22 protein-coding genes are annotated in these 21,237 nt (G+C 59.0%); 19 read left to right on the top strand and 3 right to left on the bottom strand.

Going from position 1 to position 21,237, the window contains the following annotated elements; genetic code table 11:
- Positions 1–175 precede the first annotated feature (175 nt).
- The 3 genes from QSK07_RS02735 (at position 176) to QSK07_RS02745 (ending at position 2,834) form a co-directional block, all read left to right on the top strand.
- Positions 176–1,267, top strand: coding sequence for a mechanosensitive ion channel family protein (locus QSK07_RS02735; RefSeq protein ID WP_098052944.1), 1,092 nt, complete (start codon positions 176–178; stop codon positions 1,265–1,267).
- Positions 1,268–1,577: 310 nt separating this feature from the next.
- The gene (locus tag QSK07_RS02740) at positions 1,578–2,396 is read left to right on the top strand and encodes an AraC family transcriptional regulator (RefSeq protein WP_285720379.1); all 819 of its coding nucleotides are present in this window, start codon (positions 1,578–1,580) and stop codon (positions 2,394–2,396) included.
- A gap of 75 nt (positions 2,397–2,471) precedes the next feature.
- Positions 2,472–2,834 (top strand): cupin domain-containing protein, encoded by a 363-nt coding sequence (locus QSK07_RS02745; protein WP_285720380.1) that lies wholly within the window; start codon positions 2,472–2,474, stop codon positions 2,832–2,834.
- A 302-nt stretch (positions 2,835–3,136) separates the two neighbouring features.
- Here the strand turns inward: QSK07_RS02745 and QSK07_RS02750 are convergent, their stop codons facing one another.
- Positions 3,137–3,634 (bottom strand): P-loop nucleotide/nucleoside kinase family protein, encoded by a 498-nt coding sequence (locus QSK07_RS02750; RefSeq protein ID WP_285720602.1) that lies wholly within the window; start codon positions 3,632–3,634, stop codon positions 3,137–3,139.
- 134 nt (positions 3,635–3,768) lie between these two features.
- Positions 3,769–4,398: a Vat family streptogramin A O-acetyltransferase gene (locus tag QSK07_RS02755; RefSeq protein ID WP_285720381.1), complete on the bottom strand. Its 630-nt coding sequence runs from the start codon at positions 4,396–4,398 to the stop codon at positions 3,769–3,771.
- A 230-nt stretch (positions 4,399–4,628) separates the two neighbouring features.
- On the opposite strand from QSK07_RS02755, the gene phnF reads away from it, so the two are divergent.
- The 14 genes from phnF to phnE (QSK07_RS02825) all read left to right on the top strand — a co-directional run bounded on the left by phnF (position 4,629) and on the right by phnE (QSK07_RS02825) (position 15,940).
- Positions 4,629–5,342 (top strand): phosphonate metabolism transcriptional regulator PhnF, encoded by a 714-nt coding sequence (gene phnF, locus QSK07_RS02760; RefSeq protein WP_098052949.1) that lies wholly within the window; start codon positions 4,629–4,631, stop codon positions 5,340–5,342.
- Entirely contained in the window at positions 5,342–5,788 is a 447-nt protein-coding gene (phnG, locus tag QSK07_RS02765; protein WP_098052950.1) for a phosphonate C-P lyase system protein PhnG, read from the top strand. Before phnF ends, phnG begins: the two co-directional genes overlap by 1 nt.
- On the top strand, positions 5,788–6,363 hold the full coding sequence (phnH, locus tag QSK07_RS02770) for a phosphonate C-P lyase system protein PhnH (protein WP_098052951.1): 576 nt from the start codon (positions 5,788–5,790) through the stop codon (positions 6,361–6,363). Before phnG ends, phnH begins: the two co-directional genes overlap by 1 nt.
- Positions 6,363–7,439: a carbon-phosphorus lyase complex subunit gene (locus QSK07_RS02775; protein ID WP_285720382.1), complete on the top strand. Its 1,077-nt coding sequence runs from the start codon at positions 6,363–6,365 to the stop codon at positions 7,437–7,439. The genes phnH and QSK07_RS02775 overlap by 1 nt, the downstream gene beginning before the upstream one ends.
- Positions 7,432–8,280, top strand: a complete 849-nt coding sequence (locus tag QSK07_RS02780; RefSeq protein WP_285720383.1) for an alpha-D-ribose 1-methylphosphonate 5-phosphate C-P-lyase PhnJ — start codon at positions 7,432–7,434, stop codon at positions 8,278–8,280. The genes QSK07_RS02775 and QSK07_RS02780 overlap by 8 nt, the downstream gene beginning before the upstream one ends.
- Positions 8,270–9,031, top strand: a complete 762-nt coding sequence (gene phnK, locus QSK07_RS02785; RefSeq protein WP_013358336.1) for a phosphonate C-P lyase system protein PhnK — start codon at positions 8,270–8,272, stop codon at positions 9,029–9,031. The genes QSK07_RS02780 and phnK overlap by 11 nt, the downstream gene beginning before the upstream one ends.
- A complete protein-coding gene (gene phnL, locus QSK07_RS02790; RefSeq protein WP_285720384.1) occupies positions 9,032–9,745 on the top strand; it encodes a phosphonate C-P lyase system protein PhnL in 714 nt (237 codons plus the stop codon).
- Entirely contained in the window at positions 9,742–10,878 is a 1,137-nt protein-coding gene (phnM, locus tag QSK07_RS02795; protein WP_098052956.1) for an alpha-D-ribose 1-methylphosphonate 5-triphosphate diphosphatase, read from the top strand. Before phnL ends, phnM begins: the two co-directional genes overlap by 4 nt.
- A complete protein-coding gene (gene phnN / locus QSK07_RS02800; protein ID WP_285720385.1) occupies positions 10,878–11,414 on the top strand; it encodes a ribose 1,5-bisphosphokinase in 537 nt (178 codons plus the stop codon). The genes phnM and phnN overlap by 1 nt, the downstream gene beginning before the upstream one ends.
- 56 nt (positions 11,415–11,470) lie before the next feature.
- Complete coding sequence (gene phnP / locus QSK07_RS02805; protein ID WP_285720386.1) at positions 11,471–12,241, top strand: phosphonate metabolism protein PhnP; 771 nt, start codon at positions 11,471–11,473, stop codon at positions 12,239–12,241.
- A gap of 78 nt (positions 12,242–12,319) precedes the next feature.
- Complete coding sequence (gene phnC / locus QSK07_RS02810; protein WP_285720387.1) at positions 12,320–13,150, top strand: phosphonate ABC transporter ATP-binding protein; 831 nt, start codon at positions 12,320–12,322, stop codon at positions 13,148–13,150.
- A 26-nt stretch (positions 13,151–13,176) separates the two neighbouring features.
- Complete coding sequence (phnD, locus tag QSK07_RS02815) at positions 13,177–14,103, top strand: phosphonate ABC transporter substrate-binding protein (RefSeq protein WP_098052960.1); 927 nt, start codon at positions 13,177–13,179, stop codon at positions 14,101–14,103.
- Positions 14,104–14,198: 95 nt separating this feature from the next.
- Positions 14,199–15,059 carry a phosphonate ABC transporter, permease protein PhnE gene (gene phnE / locus QSK07_RS02820; RefSeq protein WP_161736005.1) on the top strand — a complete coding sequence of 287 codons (861 nt, stop codon included), beginning with the start codon at positions 14,199–14,201 and terminating at the stop codon, positions 15,057–15,059.
- The gene (gene phnE, locus QSK07_RS02825) at positions 15,056–15,940 is read left to right on the top strand and encodes a phosphonate ABC transporter, permease protein PhnE (protein WP_285720388.1); all 885 of its coding nucleotides are present in this window, start codon (positions 15,056–15,058) and stop codon (positions 15,938–15,940) included. The genes phnE (QSK07_RS02820) and phnE (QSK07_RS02825) overlap by 4 nt, the downstream gene beginning before the upstream one ends.
- Here phnE (QSK07_RS02825) and QSK07_RS02830 read toward each other — a convergent pair.
- On the bottom strand, positions 15,894–18,503 hold the full coding sequence (locus QSK07_RS02830; RefSeq protein ID WP_285720389.1) for an ATP-binding protein: 2,610 nt from the start codon (positions 18,501–18,503) through the stop codon (positions 15,894–15,896). The genes phnE (QSK07_RS02825) and QSK07_RS02830 overlap by 47 nt on opposite strands.
- Before the next feature lie 147 nt (positions 18,504–18,650).
- Here QSK07_RS02830 and QSK07_RS02835 point away from each other — a divergent pair, with 147 nt between their 5' ends.
- The gene (locus QSK07_RS02835; protein ID WP_285720390.1) at positions 18,651–20,165 is read left to right on the top strand and encodes a sugar ABC transporter ATP-binding protein; all 1,515 of its coding nucleotides are present in this window, start codon (positions 18,651–18,653) and stop codon (positions 20,163–20,165) included.
- 10 nt (positions 20,166–20,175) lie between these two features.
- On the top strand, positions 20,176–21,156 hold the full coding sequence (locus tag QSK07_RS02840; RefSeq protein WP_285720391.1) for an ABC transporter permease subunit: 981 nt from the start codon (positions 20,176–20,178) through the stop codon (positions 21,154–21,156).
- The last annotated feature ends 81 nt before the right edge of the window (positions 21,157–21,237 follow it).

Genomic DNA, 21,237 nt, shown 5'->3' on the forward strand with positions numbered 1-21,237 from the left:
ACGAGTTGAAGGCGTCAGCAACTCCATCATCGCGCATTTCCTGCCAACTTCGCTGCTATGGTTCATACTCATCAGCGCTGATTGTGTTACAAACGGATAACCGTGCAGACAACGGTTACTGAGTGGGTCACTTATCTGACAGCTTTAGCCTGTCAGCTAACGAAAAGGGAAAATAATGCCATTGTTATTCGGTGAGTTATCTGGCTTCCCGTCATGGGTGCCTGTTGTATTACTCGTCTCGCTTTCTTTTGTTCTGGGTTTTCTGGCTCGCCTTATCCTGCTTGCCTTTATCCGCTACTGGCAGGGCCGTGACAGAAAGCTGTTCAAATCCCTGGAAAAGCACCTTAGCGGTTCGATGTTCTTTTTCGTGCCGTTATTGATGATCAATGTCGGGATTAACTACATCGATTTCCGTCCTGAATCACTCGATCTCATCACCAATATCATCAACGTCTTTATTATCATGTCATTCTGCTCTGTCTTAATCCGGCTGACCAACGTGGCGCAGGATATGCTTTATATCCGCTATGACATTAATATTTCTAATAACCTGCGTGCGCGTAAAATCCGCACCCAGATTATCTATGTTAAGAAAGTCGTTATTGTTATCCTGGTGCTGTTCTGTGTTTCGCTCATTCTGCTGAGTTTCCCCGGCGTGCGTAAATTCGGCACCACGATTCTGGCCGGTGCCGGTGTGGCCGGTATCATTATCGGTTTTGCTTTACAGAAGTCGCTGGTTAACCTGTTCGCCGGCATTCAGATCGCCTTTACCCAGCCCATCAAGATTGATGATGCAGTCGTGGTGGAAAAAGAGTGGGGCTGGATTGAGGAGATCAACCTGACCTATGTGGTGGTGCGTATCTGGGATCTGCGTCGTCTGGTGTTGCCGATAACCTATTTCACTGAGAATCCGTTTCAGAACTGGACGCGCAATAACGCCCAGATTCTAGGCTCGGTGTTCCTCTACGTGGATTACTCAATGCCGCTTGAGCCGCTGCGTAAGCATTTCGAGAAGGTACTGAGTGAGACCAAGCTCTGGGATCAGGAAACCTCGGTGCTTCAGGTGACCGACACCACCGAAAAAACCATGACCATCAGGATGCTGATGACCGCGCAGAACTCGCCGATCGCCTTTGATTTACGCTGTTATGTGCGTGAGAAGATGATTGAGTTTATTCAACAGAATTACCCGGAAAGCCTGCCACAGGTGAGGGCGTCGCTGACGGATAGTGGGGGCGAGAAGGTGGGGAGAAGGGTGATGGAGTAAGTATTATTAGGGGTTGGGAGCGGCGGTTTGATGAGAGGTGTGAGCATCCTGATGGCTGTTGCTCCTTACTTTATCCAGAGGATGTCGGGTGCGGGTAGATGTGTTCGCTTTTTGCCAAAAACGGACATTGGAGCAGGAGTGACATTTTTACTACCGGTAGCACTGAATTGAAAAAGGTGCAGGCAGTTTTTGCGGCATCGGGCATAACGAACCCGAATGTTAGACTGACGCACTTTCATCTATCTCTTTTGAAATCTGGCCCGATAAGGTTATGGTGAGAATTCAACTCTACTGGAAGCAGGTGTTGCACATGTCGGCTTTACAATCAAATAACGACTGGGTCAGAGTTGCACACACACCGGGAAAAATTGAACGTCTGGAGGCCTTCTTCAGCGGATATGGTTATGAACCCCATCGTCATGATACCTATGCTATCGGCAGGACACTGTCTGGAGTGCAAAGCTTTAGTTATCGGGACAGTAAACAACACAGTTTACCAGGCGGGACAATAGTCCTGCATCCGGATGAAATTCACGACGGAGAGGCAGGAACGACAGAAGGGTTTCAATACCGGATGGTATATATCGAACCTGCGTTAATTCAGAAAATTTTGGGCGGAAAACCATTACCTTTTATTCCGGGTGGAATATCAGCAGATCCCCGGCTTTTTGCCGCCACCGGACCGCTGTTAAAAGCGTCAGAAGATTCTATTGATATCCTTGAAGAGGAGGACGCTCTTTATGACCTTGCCCAGACTTTAGCCGTCGTGGGAGGGCAACGCTTACGTCGCTGCCTTGTTGATTATCAGTCTGCGGAGCGCGCGCGAGAATATATACAATCTGAATTCAGCCAGAGCATTACGCTGGAAACCTTATCCACCATCTGTGGTAAAGATCGCTGGAGCCTGAGCCGGGATTTTCGGGCACTTTTCGGCACGAGTCCTTATCGCTATGTAACAATGCGCCGTCTGGCATATTGCAGACATCTGATTCAGACAGGTCTGTCACTTGCAGAATCTGCTTTAGTGGCAGGGTTCTCAGATCAAAGTCATATGACACGGCAATTTATAAAGGCATACGGTATTTCTCCCGGCCGTTGGCAAAGTTTCACTCACCCCAACCGTGCCTGAGTTGCACGATCGTTCAAGACGGTCACAGCTACTTTATTTATTTTCGACGTTTCTTAAACATCAAGGAATGTCATCATGTCTTTACCGGTAAATCTGGAACAAAAATTCTCTCTTTTCGAAACCCACTGGCAGCCAAAAGTCATTGCGCAGATGAACGATTACCAGTTCAAAATCGTGAAAATAGCGGGCGACTTTATATGGCACTCACATCCTGAAACTGACGAGGCCTTTATTGTAGTAGAGGGGGTATTGCGTATTGATTTTCACGATAGCCACGTCCTCGTTAATCCGGGAGAAATCTATGTTGTACCAAAAGGTGTGGAACATAAAACGTCAGCCCAAACGACGGTAAAAATGATGATGATAGAGCCTTGTGGTGTCCTTAATACTGGACACGAAGGGGGGGAACGAACCGCTGAAAACGATGTCTGGATTTAGCTTGGATGTAACAAACTGCCTGGCTGGCCGAACTGACTAATATATCACGACTGCATAGATAACCTCAGGCTCAATACGAGCCTGAGGTTATCTGATCGCTCATAGCGGATCAAACCATTTCCCTGCCTATATTTGGTCTTCAACACTCTTCGAAACCCCGCTGATATCGTCACTCTGACCTGACCGATTAGAATGATGATACCTCTTTGGTCGCTTTAGATTCCTGATGGCGGAGCCAATACTCAGCATAAGGTTTAAAACCCTTCATTAAAGCCAATGGCACGGTCTAAAAGCGCCCAGCACTAAACCCTCACCCTAACAATCTCATCCACACACTCAGCAGGCGTTAACCCCGCCGTATCCAGCTTCAGATGTTCTCTTTCCCACGGCTCATAAACACGATCCATGACGGCCTGCCAGTCGGGCACTTTCATGCCGGGAATGTCAGAGATTCTGTTTTCTACACGCACACGATGCTGTTCTGGATTCGAACAGAGGATTTCAATTTCCAGAAAGGGAACACCTGATGATATTGCGATATCCCGAAAACTATCACGCACCAGATTAAGGTCATTCACCGAGTCAGTGACAACCGGTAACCCCAGTTTTAGATTGTCCCGCGCAAGCTCATACAGAATGAAATAACCTTCCGGGCCAATATCTCTTGAAGCCGCTGAACCATCACGCAGAGCCTGTTCGATCATATCGACGCGTAAATACACCGCTTTTAATTTTTCAGATAACAGTTTAGCGATAGTGCTTTTTCCGCAACCCGGAAGGCCACTAAAAATGTAGAGCATAACAACTCCTGTTTTGACCTGCGCTCCATTGGTAAAGCAGGCAATTTTGGACATCAGGCTGCGCGAAATCATCCCAACGCATTCTGGATGAGCGCCACCGTTTGCCCGCAGCGAACGTTGATGATTCTGCACAACTATTCATCTGGCAAGGCTTTAAGGTCTGCTGCGATGATTGCCGGAAGGTGTTGGTTAATCTTTTCTACGGGCCAGTCCCACCAGGCCAGCTTCTCCAGTGTCGATATGGTTTCATCATCGAAACGCTGTTTAATGACTCTGGCCGGATTGCCACCCACAACGGAATAAGCCGGAACATCTGACGTCACGACAGAGCGTGACGAGATGATCGCGCCATTGCCGATTTTAACGCCTGGCATAATCAGCGCCTGATAACCCATCCAGACGTCATGACCAATCACCGTATCGCCTTTGTAAGGCAAATCGCCGGGTTGAGGCTGGCTTTCTTCCCATCCGTTTCCGAAGATGAAAAACGGATAAGTGGAGAACCCGGCCATGCTGTGGTTAGCCCCATTCATGATGAACTGAACACCTTTCGCTATAGCGCAGAATTTGCCGATGATCAGTTTGTCGCCAATAAACGGAAAGTGATAAAGGACATTGCGCTCGAAGCTTTCTGAATCTTCAGGGTCATCATAATAAGTAAAATCACCGATGATGATGTTGGGGTTCCTGACCGTATTGTTGATAAAACAAATCTGTGGGAAGCCTTCCATTGGATGGGGATTGGCCTGATCCGGTCCGTACATATTCTCTCCTTAAACGCTGAATGAGTTCGTTCCAGTGTACACCAGGCAGCCAGCCGTCCTATGCGCGCAGGTTCAACGCCTGCCTGCTTACTGTAAATCCCTGACTACCACATTCACCTCTCCTTCACCCCCGCGTCACCGTTCTGTCATCTACGTCCCTCAGGCTAATCCCATCCCGCAGCGTCTAATCACTGCGTTCCCACTCTGTAACCCGTGAGGATTTCATCGTGATGGAGTTATCCAGACATCCGACCACTGTTTATCAGGCCGTTGCCGCGCAACTGGAGCAGGCGCTGAAAGAGCGCTACCGCTGTGGCGACTATCTTCCTTCCGAACAACAGCTGGCCGATCACTATGAGGTGAACCGCCACACGCTGCGCCGGGCCGTCGATGAGCTGGTGCACAAAGGGCTGCTGCAGCGCCGTCATGGCGTTGGCATTCTGGTGCTGATGCGCCCGTATGACTATCCGCTGCATGCGCAGGCACGCTTTAGCCAGAACCTGATGGAGCAGGGCAGTCACCCGACCAGCGAACGGCTGCTGGCGGTATTGCGTCCGGCCAGCAGCGACGTTGCCAGTGCGCTGGGCGTAAAAGAGGGCGACAACGTTATTCATCTGCGCACCCTGCGCCGCGCCAACGGCGTGCCGCTCTGCCTGATCAACCATTTCCTCGCCGACCTCAGCTGGTGGCCACAGCTGCAGCAATTTAACAGCGGGTCGCTGCACGACTTCTTAGTTGAGCACACCGGCAAACAGCTGGTGCGCACCCAGACGCGTATCAGCACCCGCCGGGCGCAGGCCAAAGAGTGCCGTCAGCTGGATATCGCGCTGCATGCGCCGCTGCTCTGCGTGCGGACCCTGAACAAAACCAGTGATGGCGCACTGGCGGAATATTCCGTCAGCCTGACGCGCGGTGACATGATTGAACTGACTCTGGAGCACTAATGGAACAGCAAACAGATCGTCAGCGCTGGTTGTCGGTACTGGCGCACAGCAGCGCCACCCTGCTTGAACAGCACTGGCAGGCGCTTAACCTCCAGCCGGAATTCACCCTTGTTCGTCCGGCAGAGATCGGACTGACGCGGTTACAGGCGCGGATGGGGGCCACCGGCAAACGCTTTGTGATGGGCGATGCCACGGTGACGCGTGCGGTGGTGCAACTGGGTGACGGCACCCTGGGTTACAGCTATCTGCTGGGGCGCGACAAAGGCCATGCCGAACGCTGCGCTCTGCTGGATGCATTGCTGCAGCAGCCGGAAATCCGGCCCCTGCTGGAAGAGAGGATTATTACCCCGCTGGCGGCGTGGCGCGATGAGCAGCGACAGTTGCGCGCTCGTGAAATCGCCAGCAGCAAAGTGGATTTCTTTACGCTGGTTCGCGGAGATAACTGATGACATTACTGGCAAGTTTTAACCATCCGGTCGCGGATGCGCAGCGTGCATTTCGCCGCATTCTGAAAGCGATGAGCGAGCCGGGCGTGATGGTCTCGCTGCCGCTGCAGCAGGGCTGGGGCGCGCTGTCACCGGCGGCGACGGCGCTGCTGCTGACGCTGGTCGATCAGGAAAGCCCGGTCTGGCTGGATGCGCACATCGATAACGAACAGCTGCGCAATAATCTGCGCTTCCATACTGGCGCGCCCATCACCACCCAGCAGGATGCCCCGTTCGCCCTGAGTCATGCGGCGGCGCAGCCGGATCCCACGCAGTTCGCGGCAGGTGACAATATGTCGCCGGAAAAAAGCACCACGCTGATCATCGAAGTACCGTCGCTGAATGGCGGATTAACGCTGCGTCTCTCCGGCCCTGGCCTGCGGGAAACCCGCGCCATTGCGCCACAGCTGCCGGAAAGCGTACTGGAATATCTGCGCACCCGTCCGCATCCCTTCCCGCAGGGCGTGGATCTGATCTTCACCTGTGGCGAAGCGATGATGGCCGTGCCGCGCACCACTGTTGTGGAGGTGTGCTGATGTATGTCGCGGTGAAAGGGGGCGAGAAAGCCATTTCAAATGCCCACCAGTTGCAGGCCGATCTGCGACGCGGCGAAAGGGCAGTAGCGGAACTTGGCTGCGATCAGGTGGTGCAGCAGCTGGGGCTGGCGGTGGATCGGGTCATGACCGAAGGCGGAATATACGATCCGGAACTGGCGGCGCTGGCGATCAAGCAGGCCAGCGGCGATCTGGTCGAGGCGATCTTTCTGCTGCGCGCCTATCGCACCACATTGCCACGACTGGCGGAGAGCACGCCGCTGGCGACCGGTGCGATGCGTATCGAACGCCGTATCTCGGCGGTCTACAAAGATCTGCCGGGCGGCCAGGTACTGGGGCCAACCTATGACTACAGTCATCGTCTGCTCGACTTCACTCTGCTGGCTAACGGCGAAATACCCGCTGCGCCCCGTGACGATTACCCGATGCCTGACCACTGCCCGCACATGTTCAGCATGATGACTGAGGAAGGGCTGGCTGCTGGCGAGGTGGATGACGGCAGCGAACCGGTTGATATCACCCGCGAACCAGTGAGTTTTCCCGCCTCACGCGCCGCACGGCTGCAACAGCTGGTACGCGGCGACGAAGGGTTTCTGCTGGCGCTGGGCTATTCGACCCAGCGCGGCTATGGCCGTACCCATCCGTTTGCTGGCGAGATCCGCACCGGCTATCTCAGCGTCAGCATCTGTCCCGAAGAGCTGGGTTTTGAGCTGGAGATCGGGGAACTGCTGCTGACGGAGTGTGAAATGGTCAACGGCGTCGCCCACAGCGATGACGCTGCGCCGCAGTTTACCCGTGGCTACGGGCTGGTGTTTGGCCGCGCCGAACGCAAAGCGATGGCGATGGCGCTGGTGGACCGGGCGCTGCAAAGCCGCGAGCAGAATGAGCGCGTGACCAGTCCGGCGCAGGATGAAGAGTTTGTGCTGTCGCACGCCGACAATGTCGAAGCCGCAGGCTTTGTCTCGCACCTCAAGCTGCCGCACTACGTCGATTTCCAGGCCGAGCTGGAATTGCTGAAACAACTGCAGCACGATTATCAGGAGCGCAACCATGGCTGAACTCACCGGCTATAACAACGGCTATCTCGACGAGCAGACCAAACGCACCATCCGTCGCGCCATCCTCAAAGCGGTGGCGATCCCCGGCTATCAGGTGCCATTTGCGGGACGCGAGATGCCGATGCCTTACGGCTGGGGCACCGGCGGCATTCAGATCACTGCCAGCGTGATTGGCGATCAGGATGTGCTCAAGGTGATCGATCAGGGTGCTGATGACACCACCAATGCCGTGTCGATCCGCCAGTTCTTTAAGCGGGTCAGCGGCGCAGCCACCACCGTGCGCACCGCCGATGCCACCCTGATCCAGACCCGGCACCGCATTCCGGAAACGCCGCTGGAAGAGGATCAGATCCTGATATTTCAGGTGCCGATTCCCGAGCCGCTGCGTTTTATCGAGCCGCGTGAAACCGAGACCCGCACTCTGCATGCGCTGGAGGAGTACGGCATCATGCAGGTGAAGCTGTATGAGGATATCGCCCGCTACGGTCATATCGCCACCACTTACGCCTATCCGGTTCGGGTCAACGAGCGCTACGTGATGGATCCGTCGCCCATTCCCAAATTCGACAACCCGAAGATGCACATGATGCCCGCGCTGCAGCTGTTTGGTGCCGGGCGTGAAAAGCGTATCTACGCCTTGCCGCCTTACACTCGCGTGGAGAGCCTCGACTTCGACGATCACCCGTTCACGGTGCAGCAGTGGGATGAACCCTGTGCGCTGTGCGGCTCGCGCCACAGCTATCTCGATGAGGTGGTGATGGACGATCAGGGAACGCGGATGTTTGTCTGCTCCGACACCGACTTTTGCCATCAGCAGCAGGAACAGCAACATGCACAGTGAACAGCCGCTGCTTGCGGTGAACCAGCTCACCCATCTTTATGCGCCGGGCAAAGGGTTTGAGCAGGTCAGTTTTGATCTCTGGCCCGGCGAAGTGCTGGGGATTGTCGGCGAGTCCGGCTCCGGTAAAACCACGCTGCTGCAGAGCCTGTCGGCGCGTCTGACGCCGCAGCAGGGCAGCATTCTTTATCAGAATCGTGACCTCTATCAGATGAGTGAAAGCGATCGCCGCCGCCTGCTGCGCACCGAGTGGGGCGTGGTGCATCAGCATCCGATGGATGGGCTGCGTTCGCAGGTCAGCGCGGGCGGCAACATCGGCGAACGGCTGATGGCAACCGGACAGCGCCACTATGGCGACATCCGCGCTGAGGCGAGCCGCTGGTTACAGGCGGTAGAGATAGACGCCGGGCGCATCGACGATCTGCCGACCACCTTTTCCGGCGGGATGCAGCAGCGTCTGCAGATTGCCCGCAACCTGGTGACGCAGCCGCAGCTGATGTTTATGGATGAGCCGACCGGCGGGCTGGATGTGTCGGTGCAGGCGCGTCTGCTGGATCTGCTGCGAACGCTGGTGCGCGAGCTGAATCTGGCGGTGGTGATTGTCACCCACGATCTCGGCGTGGCGCGCCTGCTGGCGCATCGCCTGCTGGTGATGAAACAGGGGCGGGTGGTGGAGAGCGGTCTGACCGACCGCGTGCTGGACGATCCTCATCATCCTTACACTCAACTGCTGGTCTCTTCGGTGCTCAATTAAATGACGACTATCACTCCGCGCCTGCGGGTAGAGAATCTGTGTAAAACCTTTGTGCTGCACAACCAGAATGGCGCGGCGCTGCCGGTGCTGCACAACGCCAGCCTGACGGTGGGCGAGGGCGAATGTGTGGTGCTGCACGGTCAGTCCGGCAGCGGCAAATCCACGCTGCTGCGCGCGCTTTATGGTAACTATCAGCCCGACAGCGGCCACATCCGGATTGCCCATCAGGGCGAGTGGATCGATATGGCGCAGGCCGCCGCCCGGCAGATCATCGCCCTGCGTCGCGACACGCTGGGCTGGGTGAGCCAGTTTCTGCGGGTGATCCCGCGCGTGCCGACGCTGGAGATTGTGATGCAGCCGCTGCTGGAGCGCGGCGTGGATCGCGAAATCTGCGAAGCGCGGGCCGCCGAACTGCTGACCCGACTGAATGTGCCGCCGCGTCTCTGGTCGCTGGCCCCGTCCACCTTTTCCGGCGGTGAGCAGCAGCGGGTGAATATCGCACGCGGCTTTATCGCCGACTATCCGGTGCTGCTGCTGGATGAACCCACCGCCTCGCTCGACAGCGTCAACAGCGCGGCGGTAGTGAGCCTGATTGAACAGGCGCGCGCCCGGGGTACCGCCATCGTCGGTATTTTTCACGATCGGGCGGTGCGCGAGCGGGTAGCCGATCGGCTGCACCTGATGCACCCGATCGACACAGGAGTGCAGGCATGATTATCAATAACGTCAGACTGGTGCTGGAAAACGAGGTGGTGACCGGATCGCTGGAGTTCCGCGACGAGCGCATCAGCAGCTTCAGCGAAACCACCAGCCAGCAGCCCGGTGCGCTGGACGGCGAAGGTGCCTGGCTGCTGCCGGGGCTGGTGGAGCTGCACACCGATAACCTCGACAAATTTTTCACGCCACGGCCGAAAGTGGACTGGCCCGCCCATTCGGCGATGAGCAGTCACGATGCACTGATGGTCTCAAGTGGGATTACCACCGTGCTGGACGCGATTGGCGTCGGTGATGTGCGCGACGGCGGGCACCGGCTGGATAACCTCAGCAAGATGATCGACGCCATCCGCGACAGCAACCGCAAAGGGCTGAACCGCGCCGAGCACCTGCTGCATCTGCGTTGTGAACTGCCGCATCCCACTACCGCGCCGCTATTTGAAGCGCTGATGGGCACGCCGGAGCTGGCGCTGGTGTCGCTGATGGACCATTCACCGGGCCAGCGTCAGTACGCCTCGCTGATCAAATATCGCGAATATTATCAGGGCAAATATCAGCTCAACGACGCCGAGATGGACCAGTTCGAACATGACCAGCTCACCCTGGCGGCGGCGTGGTCGCAGCCTAATCGTCAGGCGATTGCCGGACTGTGCCGGGAGCATGGCATCGCCATAGCCAGCCACGATGACGCTACCGCGGCGCACGTGGAGGAATCTCACGCGGCAGGCAGCCGCATCGCGGAGTTTCCGACCACGCTGGAGGCGGCGCGTGCCTCGCGCTATCGCAACATGCAGGTGCTGATGGGTGCGCCCAACATCGTGCGCGGCGGCTCACACTCCGGCAACGTCGCCGCCTGGGAGCTGGCGTCACATGGGCTGCTGAATATTCTCTCCTCCGACTATTACCCGGCCAGCCTGTTGGATGCGGCGTTCCGGCTGGCGGCTGATGAGCGCAACAGCCTTGGCATGGCGCAGGCGATCGCGCTGGTGACCTGTAACCCGGCCCGCGCGTTAGGGCTATTCGATCGCGGCGTCATCGCCGAAGGCTGCCGCGCCGACCTGGTGCTGTCGCACACCGCCCACGGCTACCCGCACGTGCGGCACGTCTGGAGCAAAGGCCGGCAGGTGTACTGATGGCGCGGCTGATCTGGCTCACCGGGCCTTCCGGCTCCGGCAAGGACAGCCTGCTGGATGCGCTGCGGGCGGCACCGCCGCCCCGGCTGCTGATCGCGCATCGCTACATCACCCGCGCTGCCGATGCGGGCGGTGAAAATCATGTGGCGCTGACTGAGACGGAGTTTAAGCGTCGTGCCGCACTCGGTCTGTTTGCAGTGAGCTGGCAGGCGCACGGCTTCCGCTACGGCATCGGCTGTGAGACCGAGCAATGGCTGCTGCGCGGGCAGAATGTGGTGGTGAACGGGTCGCGGCTGCATCTGGCCCAGGCACAGGCGCGGTTTGGATCGCAGCTGTTGCCGGTCTGTCTGCAGGTGACACCCGCGGTGCTGGCGGCGCGGCTGCGCCAGCGCGGACGGGAAGATGAGGCGGAGATCGCCCGGCGGCTGGCGCGCGCCGACCAGCCACAGCCCGATGGCTGCCTTATCCTCAACAACGACGGCGCGCTGGCGGAAACTGTCTGCCAGCTGCGCCAGATACTGGAGGCGCATCAATGACACCTGGCACCCGCGGAAACCGTCCGGCAGCGACATCCGCAACCGGAGATGCATCCATGAAACTCACTTTTCTCGGCACCGGCGGGGTGACGGCCGCGCCACTGCCGGGCTGCGACTGTCGTGCCTGCCAGCGGGCGCAGCGTAACAGCGCCCATGCGCGTGCGCCCTGCAGCGCGCTGATTGCGTTCGGCCACGAGCGCATCCTGCTGGATGCCGGTCTGCCGCTGCTGGCGTCGCGCTTTCCGCCTGGCACCCTGACGCGCATTCTGCTGACCCATTATCACATGGATCATGTGCAGGGCCTGTTTGCGCTGCGCTGGGGAAAGGGCGCACCGATTCCGGTCTGGGGGCCGCCCGATCCGCGCGGCTGTGACGACCTTTACAAACATCCCGGCCTTCTCGATTTCCGTCCCGGCTTAACGCCGTTTGTGGCGCACGCCTTTGGTGAACTGCAGGTCACGCCGCTGCCGCTGCAGCACTCGAAGCTGACGCACGGCTATCTGTTCGACTGGCACGACACCCGGCTCGCCTGGCTGTGCGACACCTGCGGGCTGCCGCCCGACACCGCCGACTTTCTGCGCGGCCAGCCGCTGGATCAGCTGGTGATTGACTGCAACGACCCGCCGCGTGCAGAGGCAGGTAATCACAATGATGTGACCCGGGCGCTGGCGATTGCGGCGCTGCTTCAGCCGCGTCAGACCTGGCTGACCCACTTCAGTCATGAAATGGATAACTGGTTAGCGGAAAATCCGTTGCCGGAGGGTGTGCAGCCTGCCCGTGATGGCCAGACGCTGCTGTGCGGTGCGCCCTGGCCTGTCACGGTTTGATCATCTCGCTGTCATCCCGCGTTCATCGCGTCACGCCTTAATAACCGGCAGACGCAATCAGCGATGACGGAGAACAGCATGGCACAGGCACTTCTGAAAACGGTGGTCGATAACGATGCACCACCGGCCAGCCTCAGCGGACAAAAAGTGTTGTCGGTGAAGAAACTGAGTAAAGCCTATGGCGACACCCAGGTGCTGGATCAGGTCAGTTTCGACCTGCACGCCGGCGAGCTGGTGGCGGTAATTGGCCGCTCGGGCGCGGGTAAATCAACCCTGCTGCACATGCTCAACGGCACGATTAACGCCACGTCGGGCGCGATTATCAGCCTGCATGAAGGCGAAGCCGATCGTAACGTGGTCTCGCTCAGCAGCCGCCAGATGCGCGAATGGCGCAGCCAGTGCGGCATGATCTTTCAGGATTTCTGTCTGGTGCCGCGCCTCGACGTGCTGACCAACGTGCTGCTGGGCCGTCTGAGCCAGACCGGGACGCTGAAGTCCTTCTTTAAAATCTTCTCTGACGAGGACCGGGCGCACGCCATCGAACTGCTGCAGTGGATGAACATGCTGCCGCAGGCGCTGCAGCGGGCGGAAAACCTCTCAGGCGGACAGATGCAGCGCGTGGCGATCTGCCGCGCCCTGATGCAGAACCCGAAAATCCTGCTGGCCGATGAGCCGGTGGCATCGCTTGACCCCAAAAATACCAAACGCATCATGGATGTACTGCGTCAGGTCAGCGAGCAGGGCATCAGCGTCATGGTCAACCTGCACTCGATTGAGCTGGTAAAAAGCTACTGCACCCGGGTAATTGGTATTCAGCGCGGCGTGGTGCTGTTTGATGGCCATCCTTCCCGACTCACCGACAGCCTGCTGCACCAGCTGTACGGCGATGAACTTAACCAAATCCATTAACGTCCACAGCAAGAGAATAATTCCGAATGAAACTGACTTCTTTAGCACTTCTGACCCCTGTCATGGCGTTTGGCGTCAGCGCAGCGGATGCGCCGAAACAGCTTAATCTGGGGATTCTGGGCGGGCAGAACGCCACCCAGCAGATTGGCGACAATCAGTGTGTGAAGACCTTCTTTGATAAAGAGCTGGGTGTGGATACCCAGATGCGTAACGCCTCGGACTATTCAGGCGTGATTCAGGGCCTGCTGGGCGGCAAGATCGATATGGTGCTGAGCATGTCACCGGCCTCGTTTGCCTCGGTCTACATTCAGGACCCGAAAGCGGTGGATGTCGTCGGCATCGTAGTCGATGACAAAGATCAGTCACGCGGCTACCACTCTGTCGTCATCGTTAAAGCCGACAGCCCGTACAAAAAACTGGAAGACCTGAAAGGCAAATCGTTCGGGATGGCCGATCCCGACTCGACCTCCGGATTCCTGATGCCCAACCAGGCATTTAAGAAAATGTTCGGCGGCTCGGTGGATGACAAATATAACAACACCTTTTCCAGCGTGACCTTCTCCGGCGGCCATGAGCAGGACATTCTCGGCGTGCTGAACAACCAGTTTGATGGCGCGGTCACCTGGACTTCACTGGTCGGTGATTACAACAGCGGCTACACCTCTGGCGCATTTGGCCGTCTGATCCGCATGGACCATCCGGACCTGATGAAGCAGATCCGCATTATCTGGCAGTCGCCGCTGATCCCCAACGGCCCGGTGCTGGTCAGCAACAAGCTGCCCGCTGACTTCAAAGCGAAAGTGGTGTCGGCAATTAAAAAGCTGGATAAGGAAGATCACGCCTGCTTCGTGAAAGCGGTGGGCGGCCAGCAGCATATCGGTGAGGCGACGGTCGCTGACTATAAAAGCATTATCGATATGAAACGAGACCTGATGAAAGGCAGCCGCGGCTAAGCCGACGACGCCCTGACTTTCCCCGCTCAGGCGGGGAAGGCGGGACGCGGCTGCCCCGCCGGCGTCCCACTGCTTTAACGCCGGAGAACTCCCCTTTGACCGACTTCGAACACTATTACCAACGCATCCGCCGCCAGCAGAAACGTGACACGCTGCTCTGGTCACTGCTGCTGGTGGCGCTTTATCTGGCGGCGGGCAGGGTGGCAGAATTTAATCTGCTTACCGTCTGGCAGTCACTGCCGCACTTCTTCGACTATCTGCATGAAATCCTGCCGGTGCTGCATCTGCCGCTGCTGTTTGCCGACGGCAAAACCAGTGGCTCGCTGGCTTACTGGGGCTACCGTCTGCCGATTCAGCTGCCGCTGATCTGGGAAACGCTGCAGCTGGCGCTGGCCTCGACGCTAGTGGCCGTCGCCCTGGCAGCAGTGCTGGCCTTTTTCGCCGCCGACAATACCCAGACGCCGGTCAGCGTGCGGATGACGATTCGCGCCTTTGTTGCCTTTCTGCGCACCATGCCGGAACTGGCCTGGGCGGTGATGTTTGTCATGGCGTTTGGCATCGGCGCGATCCCCGGCTTTCTGGCACTGGCGCTGCACACCGTGGGCAGCCTGACCAAGCTGTTTTACGAGGCGATTGAGTCAGCATCGGATAAGCCGGTGCGTGGCCTGGCCGCCTGCGGTGCCAGTAAGCTGCAGCGGATGCGTTTCGCCTTCTGGCCGCAGGTGAAACCGATCTTTCTCTCCTACAGCTTTATGCGCCTGGAGATTAACTTTCGCTCCTCCACCATCCTCGGGCTGGTTGGCGCGGGCGGCATCGGTCAGGAGCTGATGACCAACATCAAACTGGACCGCTACGATCAGGTGAGCATTACTCTGCTGCTTATCCTGATTGTGGTGTCGCTGCTGGATACGCTATCCGGCCAGCTTCGTCGCCGTGTCACAGGAGATCGGACATGATAAGCCGCGCACCGGATGTCGCACTGCTGAAGCAGCAGCATCATGAACTGTTCGCCGCACAGCCGCGCTATCTGCGCCGCATCGGACTGATGGCGCTGGCGGTGCTGCTCTATTACCTCTTTTTCTTCTCGGTATTTGGCCTGGAGTGGTCCCGCCTGCTGATGGGGTGTCAGCAGCTGGGGCGCTATTTCCTGCGGATGTTTGTCTGGCACGACTTCCTGAACTGGCCGTTTAGCTACTACCTGTCGCAGATTGGCATCACTTTAGGGATTGTGTTTGCCGGGACGCTGACGGCCTCGCTGCTGGCGCTGCCGCTGTCGTTTCTGGCGGCGCGCAATGTGATGCACGATCGCGCCGCGAAGCCGCTGGCGTTCCTTGTGCGGCGTCTGTTCGATGTGCTGCGCGGTATCGATATGGCGATCTGGGGACTGATATTTGTACGAGCGGTGGGTATGGGGCCGCTGGCCGGCGTGCTGGCGATTATCCTGCAGGATGTGGGACTGCTCGGTAAGCTTTATGCCGAAGGGCACGAAGCGGTGGAGCGCTCACCCAGTCGCGGGCTGGGCGCGGTCGGCGCCAACAGCCTGCAGAAACACCGGTTCGGCATCTTCACCCAGTCATTCCCGCAGTTCCTGGCGCTGAGTCTTTACCAGATTGAGTCCAACACCCGCTCGGCGGCGGTGCTGGGCTTTGTCGGCGCGGGCGGCGTTGGCCTGGTCTACGCCGAGAACATGCGGCTGTGGAACTGGGACGTGGTGATGTTCCTGACGTTGATCCTGGTGGTGGTGGTCATGGTGATGGATGTGATATCCAGCCGCCTGCGCAAGCGCTACATCAGTGGCAAGCCGGTGCCGTTGTGGCAGCCTGCTGCGCGCGATTAAGCCGTTCGCTGCGCTGCCAGGCGCGCTGGAGCGCCTGCACCAGTTGCGCCGGCTGCCAGGGTTTTGCCAGCCGTTCGCAAAGCGGCAACGTCACCGGCTGGTGACGCAGATCCTGACCGCTGATCAGCAGCGTCGCCAGATGTGGCCAGTTCTGCTGCGCCTGACGGATCACTTCCGCGCCATTGATCTCGCCGGGCAGCATCAGGTCGCTGATCAGCAGGTCAATATCGGGCGTCTGGCGCAGCAGCGCCAGCGCCGCTTCACCGTCTCCGCACTCCAGCGTCAGATACCCCAGCTGGTGCAGATGCTCGCACAGCGTCTGGCGCACCGCCGGTTCATCATCAAGCACCAGTATCAGCCGGTTGTTCGCTGCCTCTGCCTCCGCGGGTTTTGGCGGTGGCGGGGCGATGACGGCAGTGGCAGCGGCTTCCGTGGCGCGTGGTAACAGCAGCCGCACCGTGGTGCCCTGGCCCGGCGCAGTTTCCAGTTCGATCTGGCCGCCCGACTGTCGCACAAAGCCGTAAACCATCGACAGCCCCAGTCCGCTGCCGCTGCCGGTGGCTTTGGTAGTGAAGAAGGGCTCGAAAACCTGCTCGCAAACGTCGGCCGACATGCCGCAGCCGTGATCAATCACCTCAATTGTGACCCGGTCACGTTTTTTGTTCCCTTCCGGCTGGCGCTGATTCCGGATGCGCAGCCGGATTTCGCCGCTTTGCTGATGCATCGCATCACGCGCGTTCACCACCAGATTCATCAGCGCATTCTCCAGCTGGCTGGCATCAATCCAGGCCAGCCAGCCGGGGCGCTGCGCATCAATGATCAGCTGCTGTCCCGGCAGCAGCGAGTGCTGCAGCAGTCCCTGCAGGTTATCCACCAGCGTGACCACCGACACCGCGCGCGGATAGAGCGCCTGCTTGCGTGAAAACGCGAGCAGACGCTGCGTCAGCTGGGCGGCGCGATCGGCGGCCTGCCGCGCCCGCTCAATCCGGGTGGCCAGCGGGCCGGGCATCAGCTGGCCTTCGGTCAGGGCCAGACTGCCGATAATCACCGCCAGCAGATTGTTGAAGTCGTGTGCCAGACCGCCGGTCAGCTGGCCGACCGCCTTCATCTTCTGGCTGTGCTGCAGCGCCTCCTCCAGCGTTTTGCGCGAGGTCCGGTCCAGCACGGTATTGACCATGCCGCGCCGCGGAATCGGACTGAAGCGCAGCTCCAGCGTCTGGCCATCGGCCAGCCGGATCTCCTGGGGTTCACCGGGATCGTGCAGATCGACCGCCAGCGGGGCCAGCAGCTGCTGATAATGGACGCCGCGATGCAGCTTACGCGGCGCAATGTCGAGCAGTTCCGCATACCGGGCATTCCACACCACCAGCTGCCCGTGGTGATCAAACAGCGCAAAGCCGTCGCGCATCGCCAGAAACGTAGACTCCAGCTGATTGCTCTTCTCTTTCAGCAGCCGCGAGGTGTGGGCTAGCGAGGCGGTATTGCGGGCGAAGACGTTAAACGCCCGCGCCAGCTCGCCCAGCTCGTCGCGCCGTTGCAGCCCCGGCACGCTGACGTTCTGCTCACCCTGCGCCAGCCGCGTCATCGCCCCGGCAATCGCCGTCAGGCTGGAGCCGAGATTGCGGTATATATAGACCCCGGCATAGCCGGTGATCGCCAGCGCCAGCAGCACAAACAGCGCGATAAAGCTGATGATCGAATCGAGTTCGTGATGGGTGGCCTGGGTGCGCGCTTCGCTCTGCCACGCGACCTGCTGCACCGACGCATTGATATCGTCGTTCAGCATCGCCACCAGCGCTTTAATCCGGTAGGTGGCGTAGGCGATCGCCAGGTCGCTCTGCTCCAGCGCCTCCGCCAGTGGCAGCAGGCGCTGCTGAGTCACCAGCAGCCGCTGTACCTGCTCGCCGGTGACACCCGTCAGCGGCACCGTGTGCCACTGCGTCATGATCTGCTGAAGCTGCTCAATCACGGCGATGGGCGAGGGCGTACGGATGGCGATGGTGATCAGTCGTTCGGTCTGCTCACGCAGTGCGGCATCCGGCACTATCCGCTGTTCCCGCTGCACCCGCTGGTCGATATGACTGAGCAGAATCTGCGCCTGCCACAGGTCGCTCAGCATGTTGTTGCGCTGCAGATGCCGCTGATGGCTGTTCAGCAGCAGGCTGTTAATGGTCTGTTCCAGCATCAGGCTGCGGGCGCGGATGCGGGCGATGCGCTCCGGCTGACGGGCCGCCAGCGGCGCACTCGCCAGCAGGCTCAGCGACTGCTGTAATGCCTGCTGATTCTGCTGCAGCCGCTGTGATTCGCTCTGATACTCCAGCGCCCCGACCACCTGCGACAGCCGCACGGCCGCCGTCGCCACGTTGGCGGTGTCACGTGCCAGCGCCAGGCTGCCATTCATATCCGCCAGCGTCTGCGCCTGCGCCTGCTCCTGAATCGCCCCGGCGTGACGAAAGCCGACGATCGCCACCACGCTCACCATCAGTGTGACCAACACCACCAGCAGATTGAACATCAACAGGCGGCCACGCGCCCCGGCCTGCCACGGATAACTGTGCTGCATCTCACGACCTCTTCTTCACGGCAACCGTGGGCCGAGTATAGGAGCGTGACGTCGGGCATTTATGACAAATATGAATGGCCGCTGACATTTTCCGTTTATCTGGCGTTGCTTAACTGGCGGCTATCCACAGTCCGCAGGAGCAGGGCGATGACAGCCACACCGATACTGGAAATGCGGGGCATTACCCGGCGCTTCGGCCATTTTTATGCCCTGAAGGGCGTCGATCTCACGGTGTATCCGGGCGAGGTTCATGCGCTGATGGGAGAGAACGGCGCGGGTAAAAGCACACTGATGAAGATTCTGGCCGGTGCTTATACCGCCAGCAGCGGGGAGATTTTCATTGAAGGTAAGCCGTACGCCCTCAAAGGGCCGAAAGAGGCGCTGGCTGCCGGGATCACTCTGATTTATCAGGAGATCAACCTGGCTCCCAACCTGACGGTGGCGGAGAACATTTTTCTCGGCAGCGAAATCGCCCCCGGCGGGCTGGTGAAGCGGCGGCAGATGGCCGAAGAGGCGCAGCGGGTGATTGACCGGCTCGGCGCGCAGTTTAGCGCCTGGGATCTTGTCAGCCGGCTGAGCATCGCCGAGCAGCAGCAGGTCGAAATCGCCCGCGCGCTGCAGCGCAACAGCCGCATTCTGGTGATGGATGAGCCGACCGCCGCGCTCTCTAACCGCGAAACCGAACAGCTGTTCGCGCTGATCAAACGGCTGCGCAGCGAAGGCATGGCGATCATCTACATCAGTCACCGCATGGCGGAAGTCTATGAGCTGTCCGATCGCGTCAGCGTGCTGCGGGACGGGGAGTATGTGGGCAGCCTGACGCGTGACCAGCTTAACGCCAGCGAACTGGTGCGGATGATGGTCGGGCGGCCGCTCAGCGACCTGTTTAACAAAGACCGCGGGATCCCTATGGGCGACATCCGGCTGGCGGTGAATCATCTGACCGACGGTGGCAAAGTGCATCCCAGCAGTCTGGCGGTGCGGGCCGGCGAAATTGTAGGCCTGGCCGGGCTGGTGGGTGCGGGGCGCAGCGAACTGGCACAGTTGATCTTTGGCGTGAATAAGCCGAAAGAGGGTGAGATCTGGATCGACGGCGAGAAGGTCACCATTCATTCCCCGCGCGATGCGATTGCGCGCGGCATCGGTTTCCTCACCGAGAACCGCAAAGAGCAGGGGCTGTTTCTGGAGATGGCAGCGCAGGAGAACATCGTGATGGCGACGCTGGAGCGCGATGCCAGTTACGGGATGCTCAACCGCCGCAAAGGACAGACCATCGCTACGGAGGCGATCGCCTCCCTCAATATTCGTGTACCGCACGCTCAGGTCCGGGCGGGCGGCCTGTCAGGCGGCAACCAGCAGAAGCTGCTGATCTCGCGCTGGGTAGCGATTGGCCCGCGCATCCTGATCCTTGATGAGCCGACGCGCGGCGTCGACGTCGGCGCGAAAAGCGAGATTTACCGCATGATGCAGGAGATGGCGCGGCAGGGTGTGGCGATTTTAATGATCTCCAGCGAACTGCCGGAAGTGGTCGGCATGAGCGACCGCGTTTACGTGATGCACGAAGGCACCCTCGTCGGTGAACTGGAGGGCAGCCACATCAGTCAGGAAAACATTATGACGCTGGCAACCGGTGCGCACAGCACGTCAGCAGGCGAAATCTGAGGAGACCACCATGTCACAACTGGCCCGCACTAACGCGCCGACGCTGAAACGCGCCCTGATGGGTGATTTGCTGCAAACGGTGGGTATTCTGCCGATTCTGATCCTGATCGTGGCGGTATTTGGTTTCGTTACGCCGAACTTCTTTACCGAAGCGAACCTGCTCAATATTACCCGCCAGGCGTCGATCAATATCGTGCTGGCGGCGGGCATGACCTTTGTCATTCTGACCGGCGGCATCGACCTGTCGGTAGGGTCGATGCTGGGCACCACGGCAGTGGTTGCACTGGTAGCGTCGCTGGATCCGATGCTCGCCTCCCTGACCATTCCGATGGCGTTGGGCGCGGGGCTGGTGATGGGGCTGTTCAACGGCATCCTGGTCGCCTGGGCCGGATTACCGCCCTTTATTGTCACGCTCGGCACCTACACCGCGCTGCGCGGAGCGGCTTATCTGCTGGCGAACGGCACCACGGTGATTAACTCCGATATTAACTTTGAGTGGATCGGCAACGGCTATCTCGGCCCGGTGCCGTGGCTGATTGTGATTGCTTTTGCGGTGATCGCCATCTGCTGGTTCATCCTGCGTCGCACCACGCTGGGCGTACATATTTACGCGGTCGGCGGCAACATCCAGGCGGCACGTCTTACCGGCATCAAGGTTGGCATGGTGCTGCTGTTTGTCTACGGCATGAGCGGCTTGCTGTCGGGGCTGGGCGGCTTAATGAGCGCCTCGCGGCTCTACAGCGCCAACGGCAACCTCGGCGTCGGCTATGAGCTGGATGCGATTGCGGCGGTAATCCTCGGCGGCACCAGTTTTGTCGGCGGCATCGGCACCATCACCGGCACCCTGATTGGCGCACTGATTATCGCCACGCTGAATAACGGCATGACGCTGATGGGCGTCTCCTATTTCTGGCAGCTGGTGATTAAGGGCGCGGTGATCATCATCGCGGTGCTGATCGACAAATACCGCACCCGTCATCATGTGAGCTGAGACTCTACAGGGCGGATGCGCCGTGTCGCCTCCGCCACCCAAAAAAACGCCATTAAGCGGTTGGCACCTTGAAAACAGCAG

This window comes from Pantoea sp. QMID4 (assembly GCF_030270445.1).
Classification (GTDB): Bacteria; Pseudomonadota; Gammaproteobacteria; order Enterobacterales; family Enterobacteriaceae; genus Pantoea; species Pantoea vagans.

Excerpts from the sequence above, each read along its gene's own strand:
- phnF (WP_098052949.1), top strand. The coding sequence starts at position 4,629 with ATGGAGTTATCCAGACATCCGACCACTGTTTATCAGGCCGTTGCCGCG.
- phnP (WP_285720386.1), top strand. The coding sequence starts at position 11,471 with ATGAAACTCACTTTTCTCGGCACCGGCGGGGTGACGGCCGCGCCACTG.
- QSK07_RS02735 (WP_098052944.1), top strand. The coding sequence starts at position 176 with ATGCCATTGTTATTCGGTGAGTTATCTGGCTTCCCGTCATGGGTGCCT.
- phnD (WP_098052960.1), top strand. The coding sequence starts at position 13,177 with ATGAAACTGACTTCTTTAGCACTTCTGACCCCTGTCATGGCGTTTGGC.
- QSK07_RS02750 (WP_285720602.1), bottom strand. The coding sequence starts at position 3,634 with ATGCTCTACATTTTTAGTGGCCTTCCGGGTTGCGGAAAAAGCACTATC.
- QSK07_RS02745 (WP_285720380.1), top strand. The coding sequence starts at position 2,472 with ATGTCTTTACCGGTAAATCTGGAACAAAAATTCTCTCTTTTCGAAACC.
- QSK07_RS02775 (WP_285720382.1), top strand. The coding sequence starts at position 6,363 with ATGTATGTCGCGGTGAAAGGGGGCGAGAAAGCCATTTCAAATGCCCAC.
- QSK07_RS02830 (WP_285720389.1), bottom strand. The coding sequence starts at position 18,503 with ATGCAGCACAGTTATCCGTGGCAGGCCGGGGCGCGTGGCCGCCTGTTG.
- phnK (WP_013358336.1), top strand. The coding sequence starts at position 8,270 with ATGCACAGTGAACAGCCGCTGCTTGCGGTGAACCAGCTCACCCATCTT.
- phnC (WP_285720387.1), top strand. The coding sequence starts at position 12,320 with ATGGCACAGGCACTTCTGAAAACGGTGGTCGATAACGATGCACCACCG.
- phnG (WP_098052950.1), top strand. The coding sequence starts at position 5,342 with ATGGAACAGCAAACAGATCGTCAGCGCTGGTTGTCGGTACTGGCGCAC.
- phnM (WP_098052956.1), top strand. The coding sequence starts at position 9,742 with ATGATTATCAATAACGTCAGACTGGTGCTGGAAAACGAGGTGGTGACC.
- QSK07_RS02780 (WP_285720383.1), top strand. The coding sequence starts at position 7,432 with ATGGCTGAACTCACCGGCTATAACAACGGCTATCTCGACGAGCAGACC.
- QSK07_RS02835 (WP_285720390.1), top strand. The coding sequence starts at position 18,651 with ATGACAGCCACACCGATACTGGAAATGCGGGGCATTACCCGGCGCTTC.
- QSK07_RS02740 (WP_285720379.1), top strand. The coding sequence starts at position 1,578 with ATGTCGGCTTTACAATCAAATAACGACTGGGTCAGAGTTGCACACACA.
- phnE (WP_285720388.1), top strand. The coding sequence starts at position 15,056 with ATGATAAGCCGCGCACCGGATGTCGCACTGCTGAAGCAGCAGCATCAT.
- phnL (WP_285720384.1), top strand. The coding sequence starts at position 9,032 with ATGACGACTATCACTCCGCGCCTGCGGGTAGAGAATCTGTGTAAAACC.
- phnH (WP_098052951.1), top strand. The coding sequence starts at position 5,788 with ATGACATTACTGGCAAGTTTTAACCATCCGGTCGCGGATGCGCAGCGT.
- phnN (WP_285720385.1), top strand. The coding sequence starts at position 10,878 with ATGGCGCGGCTGATCTGGCTCACCGGGCCTTCCGGCTCCGGCAAGGAC.
- QSK07_RS02840 (WP_285720391.1), top strand. The coding sequence starts at position 20,176 with ATGTCACAACTGGCCCGCACTAACGCGCCGACGCTGAAACGCGCCCTG.
- QSK07_RS02755 (WP_285720381.1), bottom strand. The coding sequence starts at position 4,398 with ATGTACGGACCGGATCAGGCCAATCCCCATCCAATGGAAGGCTTCCCA.